At 65.9% G+C, this 14,568-nt stretch carries 13 protein-coding genes; 6 read left to right on the plus strand and 7 right to left on the minus strand.

The annotated features are described in order from the left end of the window. Positions 1 to 19 precede the first annotated feature (19 nt). Entirely contained in the window at positions 20 to 409 is a 390-nt protein-coding gene (locus ASE82_RS04345) for a barstar family protein (protein ID WP_056059284.1), read from the plus strand. Positions 410 to 446: 37 nt separating this feature from the next. Here ASE82_RS04345 and ASE82_RS19230 read toward each other — a convergent pair whose 3' ends face one another. Then, positions 447 to 623: a hypothetical protein gene (locus ASE82_RS19230; protein WP_156348742.1), complete on the minus strand. Its 177-nt coding sequence runs from the start codon at positions 621 to 623 to the stop codon at positions 447 to 449. 105 nt (positions 624 to 728) lie between these two features. Between ASE82_RS19230 and ASE82_RS04350 the strand changes: the two genes are divergently transcribed. Continuing rightward, on the plus strand, positions 729 to 2,555 hold the full coding sequence (locus tag ASE82_RS04350) for a DUF885 domain-containing protein (protein WP_056059289.1): 1,827 nt from the start codon (positions 729 to 731) through the stop codon (positions 2,553 to 2,555). Positions 2,556 to 2,607: 52 nt separating this feature from the next. Here ASE82_RS04350 and ASE82_RS04355 read toward each other — a convergent pair whose 3' ends face one another. The 4 genes from ASE82_RS04355 to ASE82_RS04370 form a co-directional block, all read right to left on the minus strand. After that, the gene (locus tag ASE82_RS04355) at positions 2,608 to 5,013 is read right to left on the minus strand and encodes an ABC transporter permease (protein ID WP_056059292.1); all 2,406 of its coding nucleotides are present in this window, start codon (positions 5,011 to 5,013) and stop codon (positions 2,608 to 2,610) included. A gap of 10 nt (positions 5,014 to 5,023) precedes the next feature. Then, positions 5,024 to 7,441 carry an ABC transporter permease gene (locus ASE82_RS04360; RefSeq protein WP_056059295.1) on the minus strand — a complete coding sequence of 806 codons (2,418 nt, stop codon included), beginning with the start codon at positions 7,439 to 7,441 and terminating at the stop codon, positions 5,024 to 5,026. Positions 7,442 to 7,567: 126 nt separating this feature from the next. Continuing rightward, positions 7,568 to 8,248: an ABC transporter ATP-binding protein gene (locus tag ASE82_RS04365; RefSeq protein WP_056059299.1), complete on the minus strand. Its 681-nt coding sequence runs from the start codon at positions 8,246 to 8,248 to the stop codon at positions 7,568 to 7,570. 8 nt (positions 8,249 to 8,256) lie between these two features. Beyond that, entirely contained in the window at positions 8,257 to 9,540 is a 1,284-nt protein-coding gene (locus ASE82_RS04370) for an efflux RND transporter periplasmic adaptor subunit (protein ID WP_235524565.1), read from the minus strand. A 126-nt stretch (positions 9,541 to 9,666) separates the two neighbouring features. On the opposite strand from ASE82_RS04370, the gene ASE82_RS04375 reads away from it, so the two are divergent. Together ASE82_RS04375 and ASE82_RS04380 are read left to right on the plus strand one after the other, a co-directional pair. Then, positions 9,667 to 10,899 carry a sigma-54-dependent transcriptional regulator gene (locus ASE82_RS04375; protein WP_056059677.1) on the plus strand — a complete coding sequence of 411 codons (1,233 nt, stop codon included), beginning with the start codon at positions 9,667 to 9,669 and terminating at the stop codon, positions 10,897 to 10,899. After that, the gene (locus tag ASE82_RS04380) at positions 10,889 to 12,085 is read left to right on the plus strand and encodes a sensor histidine kinase (protein ID WP_056059306.1); all 1,197 of its coding nucleotides are present in this window, start codon (positions 10,889 to 10,891) and stop codon (positions 12,083 to 12,085) included. The genes ASE82_RS04375 and ASE82_RS04380 overlap by 11 nt, the downstream gene beginning before the upstream one ends. 88 nt (positions 12,086 to 12,173) lie before the next feature. On the opposite strand, the gene ASE82_RS04385 is transcribed toward ASE82_RS04380, so the two are convergent. Together ASE82_RS04385 and ASE82_RS04390 are read right to left on the minus strand one after the other, a co-directional pair. Then, positions 12,174 to 12,914 carry a siderophore-interacting protein gene (locus tag ASE82_RS04385; protein WP_082441118.1) on the minus strand — a complete coding sequence of 247 codons (741 nt, stop codon included), beginning with the start codon at positions 12,912 to 12,914 and terminating at the stop codon, positions 12,174 to 12,176. Next, positions 12,911 to 13,603 (minus strand): O-methyltransferase, encoded by a 693-nt coding sequence (locus ASE82_RS04390; protein ID WP_056059313.1) that lies wholly within the window; start codon positions 13,601 to 13,603, stop codon positions 12,911 to 12,913. The genes ASE82_RS04385 and ASE82_RS04390 overlap by 4 nt, the downstream gene beginning before the upstream one ends. A 146-nt stretch (positions 13,604 to 13,749) precedes the next feature. On the opposite strand from ASE82_RS04390, the gene ASE82_RS19785 reads away from it, so the two are divergent. Together ASE82_RS19785 and ASE82_RS04395 are read left to right on the plus strand one after the other, a co-directional pair. Next, entirely contained in the window at positions 13,750 to 14,001 is a 252-nt protein-coding gene (locus ASE82_RS19785) for a hypothetical protein (RefSeq protein ID WP_200910649.1), read from the plus strand. Continuing rightward, positions 13,938 to 14,552, plus strand: a complete 615-nt coding sequence (locus tag ASE82_RS04395; RefSeq protein WP_200910650.1) for an AraC family transcriptional regulator — start codon at positions 13,938 to 13,940, stop codon at positions 14,550 to 14,552. Before ASE82_RS19785 ends, ASE82_RS04395 begins: the two co-directional genes overlap by 64 nt. The last annotated feature ends 16 nt before the right edge of the window (positions 14,553 to 14,568 follow it).

A 14,568-nucleotide genomic window follows, 5' to 3' on the forward strand; every position in this document is an offset into this window, starting at 1 on the left:
ATGGTCCGGGAGTAATTTGTTGAAGACGTTGACCATCATCGGCCGGAATATTAGCGATATCCCGACCTTCTACGCCGAGATAAACCGGGTGTTTATGGCCAAGGAAGAGTGGCAATTAGGCGAAAGCCTCGATGCGCTGAACGACCTGCTCTATGGTGGCTACGGCGCGATCGAGGGGCGGCAAAAGGTTCGTATCGTCTGGCAGGACGTTGCGGCCAGCAGGGCGGCGCTCGGTGTCGAGACGACCCGAGCGTTCCTCGCCAGAAAGTTGCAGCGACCGGCCGGCTTCGACGTTAATGTGATTGGTCGCCAGTTGGACGCGCTCGACCGTGGCACCGGGCAAACCTATTTCGAGATCGTCGTGGAGATCATCAGCGATCATCGGAACATCGAGCTTGTTTTGGCTTGATGCGCAGCGATCGACTTCGGTTGGCGAGCAGGCTGCCTTAATGCGCGGCGCCGGCGATCACCATCCCGTCCTGCCATACGCCGATGATGATAACGTCTTCCGCATCTGTCCGCGCGCTAAGCCTGCGTTGCCGTTGACGGAGCAACTCGATAGCCAGCAGCAAGGCAATTGCTGACCACGCGAAGAACCACGATCGATATTGGCCCAGCAGCACGTTCCGTGAAGCTACACTGGCTAGCCGACCCGGTGCAGTAGGGTTGCACGGCTGCCCTACTGTCGCCTAGCGTGGCGCGATAAGCTTCACAGTCAGGAAATCGGCATGGATCGTCGCGCCTTCATCACGTCCAGTGCCGCTGCCGCCGCGTTGAGCACGCTACCCACACGATCCGCGTTTGCGCAGACTTCGGCAGGAACAGCAGCGGCACCATCGCCGGGCGACGCCCGGCTGAACGCGGCCTTCGATCAGGTCCTGCGCGAAACCGTTCGCCAATCGCCGGAATTCGCCACCTCGCTTGGGCTCGACACCGGCAAGGATGCCGATCTGCGCCACATGCTGGGTGACAACAGCTACGCCGCCATCGCGAAGGATCTGGCACGAAACCGCAAGGCAAAGGCGCTCGTCACCGCGGTCGACCCCGCCTCGCTGTCGCCGCAGGCCCGCATCGATCGCGAAGTCGTCCTGTACAGCATTCAGTCGAACATGGTCGGCCCGGAGAAGTTCGGCCTCTCCTCGCCGCAGGGGCCCTATCCGATCACGCAGCAGGACGGCGTCTATTTCTCCATGCCGGACTTCCTGGCCTCGACCCACCCGGTCAAGACCGCGGATGATGCAGAAGCCTATCTGGATCGATTGGCGATGATGGGCCGGCAGCTGGATAACGAAACCGAGGTTCAGCGTCGCGAGGCCGCCAAGGGCCGGCTGGCGCCCGACTTCTCCCTTGATCTCGCGCTAGGCCAAATGGCAAACCTGCGGTCACCCAGCCCGGCCGACAACCAGCTCGTCCAGGCGCTGACCAGCCGCACTGGCCCCGCGAAGATCGCCGGGGATTGGCAGGCACGCGCTGCCCGGATCGTCGCGACCCAGGTCTATCCGGCGCTCGATCGCCAGATCGCTTTGCTGCGCTCGCTGCGGCCCTCGGCGCGCAGTGCCGCCGGCATCTGGGCGATCCCCAACGGCGATGCGATCTACGCCGCCGCGCTGGCGCAGGCGACCACCACCAGCTTGTCGCCCGACGAAGTCCATCGCATGGGCCTGCAACAGGTCGCAGAACTCACCGCACAGCTCGATCCGATCCTGCGAGGGCAAGGCCTCACGCAGGGCAGTATCGGTGCCCGCCTCGACCAGCTCAACCGCCTGCCCGCGCAATTGTTCGCGAACACGGATGCCGGCCGTGCCGAGCTGCTCGCCAGCCTCAACGCAGGCGTCCAGGCGATGCAGGCACGGCTGCCCAAGGCATTCACCAACCCGCCCAACGCGGCGCTCGAGATCCGCCGCGTCGCGCCCGAGATTCAGGACGGAGCACCTAACGGCTATTACTTCCGCGCACCGCTCGATGGCTCGCGCGCCGCGATCTACTGGATCAACCTCAAGAGCGTGCACGACTGGCCGAAATACACGCTGCCGAGCCTCACCTATCACGAAGGCGTTCCGGGGCATCATCTCCAGATATCGACCGCGCAGCGTGCACCCACCCATCCGCTGCGCAAGATCGCCTTCTTCAACGCCTATCTGGAAGGCTGGGCGCTCTATGCGGAACAACTCGCCGACGAACTCGGGGGCTATGCCTCGCCCGTGGAACGCGCCGGCTATCTGCAGTCGTTCCTGTTCCGCGCGGCACGATTGGTCGTGGATACCGGCATTCATACCAAGCGGTGGACTCACGATCAGGCGACGAAGTATCTCGTCGATACGGTCGGCTTCGCCCCCGGGCGCTCGCAGCGCGAGGTCGAGCGCTATTGCGTCTCGCCAGGTCAGGCATGCAGTTACAAGATCGGTCATGCGGCCTGGCTGCGAGCGCGCGAAAAGGCCAAGGCGATCGCCGGTGATCGCTTCGACCTGAAGCATTTCCACGACGTGCTGGAAGCCGGTGCGATGCCATTGTCGATGCTGGAGCGGATCGTCGGGGAACGCGCGCGCGCTGTCTGACGGCTGGTCGAGGGCAGGCCTCCTCGACCTGAAACACACATGCTTCAATCTCCTAGAACTGTCTAAGCGCACGCGCGGGTTCGGCCCGTGCGACGCGCCATGCCTGACTGGCAACCGTCGCCGCCGCGATGACGAGCGCCAGCACGCTGGCACCCACGAAATAGCCGGGCGACAACCCGATCCGGTCGTCGAACCCGCTCAACCAATGTGACATCGCGAACCACGCGATCGGCCACGCGATCACGTTCGCCAGGAGGACCGGCTTGAGGAACTGGACCAGCAGCAGCTGCATCACGTCGCTGGTCGAGGCCCCCAGCACCTTGCGGATACCGATCTCCTTGACCCGCCGCATCGTATCGAACGCTGCCAAGCCATAGAGCCCGAGGCACCCGATCGCGACTGCCAGCACCGCGCCGGCCGTAAACAACCGCGACCGCTGCACGTCCTGGCGATAATAGGAGTCGTACAGTTTCTGGTCGACCGTCGTGGCTGCTGGCGGAACCGCTGGCGCGATGCGGCGCCACCTCGTTTCCAGCCGTCCCAGGACGGTTGCGGGATCGGCCGAGGTGCGGATCACCACGATGGCGCGATAGCCACCGCCAGGCCGATAGCTATAGGCGAACGCCTCGACCGGCTCGCGCGGCGTCCCGAAGCGCATATCGGCGATCACACCGACGATCCTCACCGCCGCGCCATCGACCGAAACGATCTGGCCGATCGCGTCGTTGGCTTGCTCGAACCCCAAGCGCTCGGCGGCAGTACGGTTGAGCACGATGTTCGCTACCCTGCCCGAAACGGCCTTGCTCGCGGTGCCGCTGTTGCCAACGTCCAGCGCGAACCGATCCGCATCGAAGATCCGGCCAGCCAGCAGACGGGCTCGGTACGTGTCGAAGAACTGCTCGCCGACCGTGGCCTGGACGATCATCGGCGGCTCGCCGATCGCCCCGGCGCGTTTCATCTTGGCGATTGCAAACGTGCCGCCGCCGGGTACGACGCCGCTCGTCGTGATACCCGCAACCCCGCGGGTCTTGCGCATCGCGTCGACTAGCCGGGCACGTTGCCCCGAATCCAGCGCGGCGTCGCCGTAACCGCTCAGCATGATCAGGCCGTCTCGCCCAAAGCCGATATCCGCCTGCTGGACATGCCGCGTCTGGGCGAACAGAACCGCAGTCCCAATCATCAGCGCGACCGCGATGCCGAACTGCGTCACCACCAGTGCCTTGCGTAGTCCTGCGCCCGCGCGATCGCCGCCAGGGGTCCGGGCCGCAGCGAGCACGCCCGCAGGCAGGAACCGGGATATCACGAACGCCGGATAGAACCCTGCCAGCAACGTCACCAGAGCGGTCGTCGCCAGGAGCGGTGGCAGGATAGACCCCGCCCCCCAATACGCGATCGACAAGTCGGTGCCGCCGATCGCGTTGACGAACGGCAGCGCAATCTCGGCAAGCGCCAGCCCGATCAACGCCGCCAGCGTCACGGCGGCTAGTGCCTCGCCGAGCAATTGCCCGATCAGCATCCGTCGGGTCGCACCGGCGACCTTGCGCATCGCGATCTCCCGCGCCCTCAGCCCTGCACGCGCTGTCGCCAGATTGACGTAATTGACCACCGCCAGCAGCAACGCGACGATCCCCACTCCGCCCAGCACGGCAACGACCGTGCCGACCCCGTTGCCGGCAAGGTGGCGCCCGGCGAGCGGCACGATGCTTTCCTTCAGGAACTGACGCGCATCGGGATTGAACGCGGGATCGGGATGGCGCCGCATGAATGCACCGATCCGGTCCGCAGTCTCGGCGTTCGGGAGTGCCAGGAACGTCACGACACCATTGCTGGTAGATCGGGAATCGTCGGTGAGTTCGGCCGGGATCGCCGCAAACAGGACACTGGCGTATGTCTGGTTCTGCGGCAGGTCGGCGATCACCGCCCCGACCCGGTAGGTGCGCGCCTTTCCATCGATCGCAACCGTAAGCGTCCGTCCAAGGGCGCTTGCTTTGCCAAAATACGCCTCCGCAACGCTTTGGGTGACGACAATACCATCCGGGCGGGCGATCGCACTCGCGGTATCGCCCTCGACGACGGGAAACGGAAAAATCCGAAAGTAATCGCGGTCGACCAATGCCAGTTTGCGCGTGGTACTCGTGTTCCCGGTCAGCACCGTCGCGGTGTCATAGGGCGTCATCCGCGCCACGACGAGATCGGGGAACGTCGCGGCCAATTGCCCGGAGAGTGTAGGCGAGGACGGAATCTGCACCTCAGGGTTGCCGGGGAACTGGATCGTGCGCGCGATCGTCCAGACCCGTTCCCATCCCGGCAGCACGCGGTCGTAGTTCGTCTCGAACCGGACGAACAGCATCAGTATCAGGAACACCGCTATGCCGAGCGCAAGCCCGCCGATGTTGAGGATGGCGTATAGCCGATGGCGGGTGAGCGAACGGTACAGTGTCAGGGACGCGGAGGACATCGACCGGCCCCTATTCGTGGCGTAGCGCGCGCGCGGGCTCGGCGCGGGCAACGCGCCAGGCCTGCCCGAAGACGGTCGCGCTCGCGATCAGCACCGCGGCGAGCGAGGCGCCGACAAAGAATAGCGGCGACAGCGCGATCCGGTCGTCGAACCCGCCTAGCCAGCGCTGCATCGCGACATAGGCGAGCGGCCACGCGACGAGGTTGGCGAGGATCACGGGGCGCAGGAACTGCCCGATCAACAGCCGCAACACCTCGGCGGTCGAGGCGCCGAGCGTCTTGCGGATGCCGATCTCCTTCACCCGCCGCGCGGTGTCGAACGCCGCCAGGCCGTAAAGCCCGATGCAGCCGATCAGGACCGCCAGCACCGCGCCGATCGTGAACAGTCGAGAGCGTTGCGCATCCGCCTTGTAATAGCGCTGGTACAGATTGTCCTCGACCGAGCGCGCCTCGAACGGAACGCCGGGAACGACGCGCTTCCACGCCGCCTCGAGTGCCGCCATCATCGTCTTCGCATCGCGGCCGGCATAGCGTACCGCCGCGAACGGCGAGAGGATATCGACGGTGTTGTAGGTGTAGGCGACCGGCGTGACGGCATCGCGCGGGCTCCTGAAGCGCAGATCGTCGACTATGCCGATAATGGTCGAGTCCCGCTCGCCGTCGTTGATCGCCTGCCCCAGCGCCGCCGTTGGCGATGCGAAGCCCAGCGCGGTCACCGCGGTCCGGTTGATCACCACGTTGGGCCCGGCCCGCTTGCGTTCGGCAGTCGTCAACAGGCCGCGGTCGTCGGCATGCGCGGCGTCGAACAGGCGCCCCGCGACAAGCCGTGCGCCGTACACGCGAAAATAGTCGCGACCGGTGCCTACATCCATCAACGATATCTTGCTGCCGGACGCTCCTGCGCGACTATATCCCGAGAAATTGGTCGTGCTCTGGTCGCCCGGCGCGTTGTTGGCGACCGTCACGCCGGTGACGCCGGGTGCCGCCGCCAGGCTGCGCAGGATCGCCGCGCGCTGTGGTGAATCGATCCCGCCTGTCATCAGCGAGCGGACGATCATCAAGCCGTCGCGACGAAACCCGAGATCGGCGTCACGGATATGCTCGGTCTGTTTGAGCATGACCCCGGTGGCGATGGCGAATGCGATCGCGATCGCGAACTGCACGACGACGAGCGCGCTTCGCAGCCTCGTGCCGCTACGCCCACCACCGGGCGCGCGCGTCGAGGCGAGCACCGCGGCGGGGCGAAACCCCGATAGTACGAACGCGGGATACAGCCCCGCGACCAGTGCTATGCCCAGGACCAGCAGGACCAGCGGCAGGACGACGCCGTCCCAACCGACATAGCGGATCGCCAGCGACGTTCCACCAAGCGCGTTGACGAACGGCAGCGCGATCTCGGCCAGCGCGAGCCCGATCAGCGCCGCCACAGCAACCGTCGCCAGCGCCTCGCCCAGGAACTGGCGGATGAGCGACCGCCGCGTGCCGCCCAGCACCTTGCGCATCGCCACTTCGCGCGCACGCAACCCGGCACGCGCGGTGGCCAGATTGACGTAGTTCACGATCGCGATCAGCAGCGTCAGCAGCCCGACCGCCCCCAAGGTCGTGACGATCGCGCGATCGCCCGGACTATACAGATGCATCGCGGTCAGCGGCCGCAGCGACTGGAAATACTCGCCTTTCTTCAGATTTCCCCCGGCATAGGCGTGGCGATCGAGAAAGGCAGGCAATTGCGCCTCGAACGCCCGCGCTGCCACCGCATCGGGAAACCGCAGGAACGTGGTCAGCGACGCGCTGCCCCAATGCTCCCACCATTCGTTGCCGAAGCGAGTCCGTGAGATTTGCGCGAACATCTCGCTCTTGAACGTGACGTCGTCGGGCATGTCGCGCAGCACCGCCCCGACCTTGTAGGGATAGGTCGTCCCATCGATCGACAGTTGCAGCGTCCGGCCGATCGCCGACTGGCTCCCGAAATATTTTCGCGCGGTTTTCTGCGTGACCACCAGGCCGTTCGGATCGGCGAGCGTCGCCGCTGGATTCCCCTCGACCGCGGGAAAGCGCATGAGATCGAAGAAGTTCGGGTCGACCGTGCCCAAATCCTCGGCGGTCGCCTGCCCACCCTGCTGCACCGTCGCCGCCATGTTCATGTAGCGCGTGCCGACCAGCTGCGGGTAATCCGCCTGCAGGATCTTGAGTTCGCTGCCCATCGTGTTCGGATTGGTGTCCGCCGGATAGCCCGGCATCACATAGCGCTCCTCCATTACCCACAACCGGTCTTGCTGCGGCAGCACCCGGTCGTACCCGGTCTCGAACCGAACGAAGAGGAACAGGACGAGGAACGTCGCGATCCCCAGTGCGAGACCGCCGATGTTGAGCAGGGCGAACAGGCGGTGATGCGCGAGCGAACGATAGAGGCTGGTGAGTGCGGACATGGCGGCTCCTTCAGGCGTCGCTTGCGGTATCGGGGCCGGGCTTGGAGCCGGGCTTGGTCGCTGCGAGGTGGCGGACGAGGACCACCACGAGCAGCATCAGCACGATCATCTGCAGCGAGCGGCGCATCAGGCGGCGCGCCGCGCCGACGACAGGATCCGGCCGTCGAGCATGTGCACCGTCCGCTTGGCGATGTCGGCGTGCGAGGGGCTGTGCGTGACCATCACGATTGTCGCGCCCTCCGCGTTCAGCTGGCCAAGGATGTCCATCACCTGCGCGCCGTTCTCGGTATCCAGATTGCCGGTCGGCTCGTCGGCGAGGATCAACCGCGGCTCGCCGACGATCGCGCGGGCGATCGCGGCGCGCTGTTGCTGGCCGCCCGACAATTGGTGCGGGTGATGACGCTGGCGGTGGGCGATGCCGACGCGGTCCATCGCTGCCGCCACGCGCTCCTTCTTCTCGCGCGCGGGCATCGTCCGATAGGCGAGACCCAGCGCGACGTTCTCGGCGATCGTCAGTTCGTCGATCAGGTTGAAACTCTGGAACACGAAGCCCAGTCGATCGCGCCGCAGTTTGGCGAGTTCGGCTTCGGGCGCGCGCGCGATATCGGCCCCTTCGAACAGATACCGTCCGTCCGTCGGCCGGTCGATCGTGCCGATGATGTTGAGCAGCGTCGATTTGCCGCAGCCCGACGGCCCCATGATCGCGACGAATTCACCCGCCTCGACGGCGAGGTCGATACCGCCGAGCGCAGTCGTCTCGACCTCGTCCGAGGCATAGGTGCGGCTGAGGTCCTGTAACTGGATCATATCGAATCCTATCGGATGAGGAGGGTCTGGAAGGGGGTGTAGGTGCCGAGCGCGGTGGTCACGATCCGCTCGCCGGGCGCGAGGCCGGAGACGATCTCGACCTGATCGGGATTGCGTCGGCCGGTGACGATCGCCCGCCGGACGGCCTTCGCGTTCCCGTCGAGAACGAACGCGGTGGTGCCGCCCGCATCGAGCCAGCCGCCCGAGGGCGCGATCACCGCGGGCCGGTCCGCGCCGAGCACGAGGCGGACGTCGAGCGTCTGGCCGCGGTTCAGCCCCGTGGGTGCCGCACCGCGAAAACCGAGCTCGACGCGAAACCGGCCTTCGGTCACCTGCGGCAGGATTTTGATGACCGACATCGCATAGCTCCGACCGTCGATATCGGCGACTGCGGCGAGCCCCACGCGGACGCGCCCGAGATAGAATTGATCGACATCGGCGGTCAGTTTCCACTGTCCCTCGGAGTCGATCTGGCCGACCGGATCGCCGGCCTTGAGCGTCTGGCCCGGCTGTAGCGTAAAGGCGGTCAGCCGTCCCGCGACCGGCGCGCGCAAAACCAGTGCGGAGAGGCTCGCGCGGACCATCGCGAGGCTCTCGCGCAACTGCCGCGCGGTCGCGGCGATGCCGGAGGACTGATCCGCCAGCGTAGCGCCGGCTTCGGCGGTCCCGCGATCGAGCGCAGCAACCCGCGCCTGCTGATAGCCGACATCCTCGCGCACCGGATCGATCGCGGCGCGCGTGATTATGCCCTTGTCGAACAGAACCTGCTTCTGTGCGAGCAACGTCCGCGCCTTGGACAGCGCATTGCGTGCCTCGGCCAGATCGCGTGCGCCGTCCTGCCGCGTGTTCTGGACCGACAGCCGCTGGCCGCTGATCGCGCTCAACTGCCCGACGATCTCCGCCGAGCGGCTGGCCACGTCGAGTTCGAGCGACGGATTGGACAAACGTGCGAGCGGCGTGCCGGCGGCGACCATCGCGCCGTCGCTGGTGGCGAGGTCGGCGACCTGCCCGCCGGAGATCGCGGTCACGAATACAGTGCGCAACGGCGCCACCTCGGCGCGGAGCGGCACGAAATCGCGGAACGGCGCGCGCACGACATCGCCGGTACGGATCGCGGCGGCGTCGACGGTCAGCGCATTGGCGCCGGGCATCAGCAGCCACAGCAGCACCGCCGCAGCCACCACCGTGAGCGCAAGCGCACCGCGAACGATCCGCTTGCGCCGCTTGGCGTGCGGCCGCTCGATACGCCGGTCCATCGCGGCACCAGTTCCAGGCAGGGTCGTCTCCGTCATGCGGACAGTGTACTTGACGAAGCGACCAGATCCTAAGCTACTGCCAACGCTGCATAATTCCGCGCTCCGCAGCTGAAGCGCACACTCGACTGTACCAACTGTCCGTTTCCGGACACTATGACGGCCATGTCAACCGAATCGCACATCCTGGTGATCGACGACGATCCCGACATCGCCAAGGCAGCGCGACTGCTGCTCGAACGGCACGGCATGCGCGTCTCGATCGCAGCGAACCCCGAGGCGGCCTGGGTGCTGCTCGCGGGCGAACCGATCGACGTCATCCTGCTCGACCTCAACTTCGCGCGCGGACGGACCACCGGCGAGGAGGGGTTCGCGATGCTCGACCGGCTGATCGCAGCAGATGCGCGCGCCGTCGTCATCGTCGTCACCGGGCATAGCGGGATCGCGGTCGCCGTCCGGGCGATGCGCAGCGGCGCGACCGACTTCGTGATCAAGCCCTGGAACAACGAGCGCCTGCTGACCACGGTGGAGCGCGGGCTGGCGTTGCGCCGCGCGAAGCTGGAGACAGCGGCGACACCGCCCGTCCATGACGGCATCCTGCTCGGCGAAAGCGCCGGGATCACGCGCGCGCGCGACCTGGTCGCCCGCGTCGCGCCGACCGCGGCCCCGATCCTGATCCACGGCGCTGCGGGTACCGGCAAGACGCTGATCGCCCGACTTGTTCATCAGGCTTCACCAAACGCCAGCCTGCCGCTCATCATGCTGGACGCCGAGGCCGCGGACGCCGCCGTCATCGCCCATCAAACGGCGGCGGCCGCTGGCGGGTTGCTGGTGATCGACCATATCGACCGCCTGCCTCGTGCGCTCAACGGCGTTCTCCTGTCAGCGCTCGACGGCATCCGCGTCATCGCGACCACGCGACTGGATCGCACCGGCGTTCGGGGGGCAATCGGCGAAGACCTGCTCGACCGGGTCGGAACGATCGAAATCACCCTCCCGCCGCTCGTCGATCGCGCGGGCGATGCGGTGCTGCTCGCACGTCATTTCCTTGCGCTGTTCGCCTACCGTCACGGCAAGCCCCTCGGACCACTCGATGCGGACGCGGTGCAGGCGATCGCGGCGGATCGCTGGCCCGACAACGTCCGCGGCCTGCGCCAGACGATGGAACGCGCGGTTCTGCTCGGCAATGGCGAGACTTACGCGGTCGGCGACCTACTGCTTTCGCCCGGCACGGCCGAGCCGCTATCGCTCGCCCCCGATCTGTCACTCGCGCGCAACGAGGAAACGCTGATCACCGCAGCACTCGAGCGTCACGCCTTCAACGTCAGCCGCGCCGCTGCTCAGCTCGGACTGACCCGCGCGGCGCTCTATCGCCGGATGGCGCGCTATGGCCTCTGACCGGACGCGCGCGGTGGTACGCGCGCTGGTGATAGCTGCGGCCGGCGCCGGTGGTGCGGTTGCGGCCACACGCGGTCTGTACGCCACCGCACTGCTCGCGGCGATGATCGCGATTTGGATCGCCGCACTCGACTTGGTCGACGCTGGTCAGCGCTCGCCGATGCCGGCGCCACCAATCCCGGCCCCGTCTGCCGGAGAAGAGGAACGACGCCGTCTGAACGCCTATCTCGATCTGTCGCCTGCACCCTTGGTCGCGCTCGAGGACGGCCGGTTGCGCGCCGTCAACCGTGCCGCGCGGCGATTGCTCGGCGCAGGCGATCTGGTCGCCGATCCGCCCGAGGGACTCGTTTCCGCGCTCGCCGACACCCGCCCCGGCCGCACCGCCACGATCGAGATCGGATACGACACCGACATCCGGAGCTTCGCGCTGGCCACCGGCGACCTTGCGCTGGCAGGGCGGATGACGCGGATCGGCGCGCTGATCGACATCGACGCCGAACTGAAGGCCGCCGAGGCCGCGGCGTTGCGGGAACTCGTCCAGGTCCTTAGCCACGAGATCGTCAACGCCCTCACCCCGATCGCCTCGCTCGCCGAGACCGCGGTGGCGATGCTCGACGATCCGAACCCGATGCTGCCCAAGGTACGCGACGCGGTCGAGACCGTCGCGCGCCGCGCCGCCAGCCTGCACCGTTTTGGCGAAAGCTACCGGGCGCTCGCGAGGCTGCCGGCCCCCTCGACCGAGCGGGTCCCTCTCGCTGGGTTCGTCGGCGATCTGGCGGCATTGTTTACGACGAGATGGTCGACGATTGCCTTTACGACCGACCTCCTCAACGCACCGGCCCATCTGCTGGCCGACCCGGATCAACTGACCGCAGCGCTTTGGGCCGTATTGCAAAACGCAGCCGAGGCGTTGCACGATTCGCCCAATGCACGGGTCACGCTCACTGTCACCGCCTTAGTCAGCCAAACGCAGTTCACGTTGACGGACACCGGCCCGGGTATTCCCGTCGCAAACCAGGGCGACGTCTTCCGCCCCTTCTTCACCACCAAGACCGAGGGCACGGGCGTGGGTCTGGCGCTCGCCCGGCAAATCTTCCGGGGGCACGACGGCGATCTCAGCCTCGCCCATTCTCTCCCCGGCAACACGCGGTTCGAGGGCACCGTTCCTTCCGTTCCGACTAGCTGAACAATCAATCGCCCTGAACCTTGCTCGAACGGTGAAGCTTGGATTTTGCGATCATACCTTGCAGGCTTCGGAAGGCAGCTCTGCAAGCTCAGTCCAGGCCTGTTTTACCAGGCGCCCAATACGCCTTGGCAACGAGCCGCGTCGTCGGAACCGATCTTCGTCGCAAGCCCTGCCGAAGCACTTGGATCGTTGCGGCCTTTCCCGTGAGCACGAAGGTGGATCCGACCGCGACTGCGTCGGAGAGCGATGCTTCGAGCTCAGCGACGTGCCCACCATCTAGGCGCGGTGTGATCAGCGTAACGCGCTCAAGATCCAGACTGGCCATCACCTGCCGAGCACCAACGTCGTCTGCGACTTCGAAACATGCTGTTACATGCCGCGTCGGGTCTTGAAAGGTAGCCGCATAAGCAAGTCCGATCGAGGTTTCGTCCCCAAGGATGACAAGCGCCCCCGACAGACCGCCAATGTCCAGCGACGCGCGCGGACCGAAGACGTCGCATACTTCGCCCGGCGCCGCGGTGCGGACCCAATTGCTCCCAGGTCCGTCGCCATGGGCATAGCCCAGAATGCACATACGCCCGGCTGACGCATTCCATTCGATCGGCGTGTACGTCCGGGTTACGAATGCCGAGCCCATCGCGATCTGCACCTTCTGTCCCGGCCGCCACGTCACGGTCCTGAGCGCATCGCCCTCCAGAGTGATCAGATGAAAGCGATCCGCCAATCGTTCGTTGGCGACGACGGTCGCGGGCTTCATCCACAGCCGCGTCACCGCTCTGCTCAACCGGCCTGGTTCTTTCGTCCGCTCGGTAGCCTGCGTTTCCATCATGACAATTTCACGGAAAATTCGTTGCCGCGACCTTCGTCTGGCAAGGCCAGCGACATGTAGCCGTTGGCGGGATTGCGGACATACGCCAGATATTCCGGCTCGAACGCGTTTTCCCCCAGGACCACGGCGCTAGGCTTCAGCCACGGCTCGATCGTCTTCAGCACCGAAAGATACAGCGAGAACGCGCCGTCCACCAACATGAGATCGACCGTACCGCCCACATCCTTCAGCGTCTCCAGGGCATCGCCAGCGCGGATATCGACAAGGTCGGCGAGGCCGGCCGCTTGCAGATTGGCACGAGCCCGCGCCACCTTGCTGACCTCCATCTCGCTGCCGATCAGATGGCCGCCGCCATTGTCGCGCAGCGCGGCAGCAAGATAGAGCGTCGAAATTCCCATAGACGTCCCGAACTCGACGATCCGGGTCGCTCTGCAGGACCGCGCGATCGCGTAGAGGAACCGACCATACTCCGGCGACACGGCAAGGAAATTGTCCGCGCGGTCGCGATAGGTCGCGCGATAGTCCGCACGCTCATCCGCCAGAAGGTCCATCGCCAGCGCCTCGATCGATGCGCCCGGTGCCGCGATTTTCGCCTGCATCGCCTCGACGTGTTCGCGGTCGGCCGCGTCGGCTTCGCCGTGCAGTCTTTCCAGAAGGTCGGTGAGGCGGGGGCTGCTCAGCGTGTTCATGACGATCCTTGCCGATGCCCAAAGCCGGAATGGCTCGACGGGGCGATGGCGATCGGATAGCCGGGCGCGACTTTGGCGTCATTACGAAGGACCGACATAATGTTGTGTGATATCGCCAGTACGGATCTTTTCCAGGATCGTCGCCTATGCCAATCCTGAACGCGTTGCAGGATTTCGAATGGGTCGATCCGGATGTCGTGCCGCGCCCGATCGTCGCGTTCGGTGTTGAGATGTCTGATGTTGGCGGGTTCGAGCTAGAAGATCATAGTCACGCCAAGGGACAGATGCTGCTGGTCCAGCGCGGCGCGCTCAGTTGCGAAGTGGAAGGGGGGTTGTGGGTCGTGCCGCCGCCAGCGCCATCTGGATCCCCGGCGGTGCGCTGCACGCGATCAAGGTGACCGGCGCACTCGAAGGGTATAACGCGTTCGTCGATCCCGCAGTGGACGCGCGATTGCCGAAGACCTGCTGTGCAGTGTCGGTGACCCCCTTGCTGCGCGAGCTGCTGACCCGCGCCGCGCATCTCCCCTATTTCTATGAGGAAGGCAGTGCGAACACGCGGCTGGTGGCGGTGCTGCTCGACGAACTCGCCGCGGCTCGGGTCGAGAATCTCCATCTGCCGATGCCGATCGATCCACGGCTGCGCAGCATTGCGGACGCGATGATAGCCTCCCCGGCGAACCGTGGAACGTTGGAGATCTGGGCGCGACATGCTGGTCTGAGCGAACGTACGCTGTTGCGGCTGATCAAGCGGGAGACGGGAATGAGCTTTGGCCGGTGGCGCCAACAGCTCGGGGTCGTACTCGCCGTGAAGTGGTTGGCCGGCGGCGCCTCGATCCAGCAAGTGACCAGCGACCTGGGCTATGAAAGCGTGCCCAGCTTCGTGACGATGTTCCGCAAGGCGCTTGGTACCTCGCCTGGACGCTACATGGCAGAACGTCACTCGGGCTGACGCCTGAGCGACAGCG

Origin of the sequence: Sphingomonas sp. Leaf230, from assembly GCF_001421745.1 — a bacterium.
In the GTDB taxonomy this organism is placed as follows: domain Bacteria; phylum Pseudomonadota; class Alphaproteobacteria; order Sphingomonadales; family Sphingomonadaceae; genus Sphingomonas.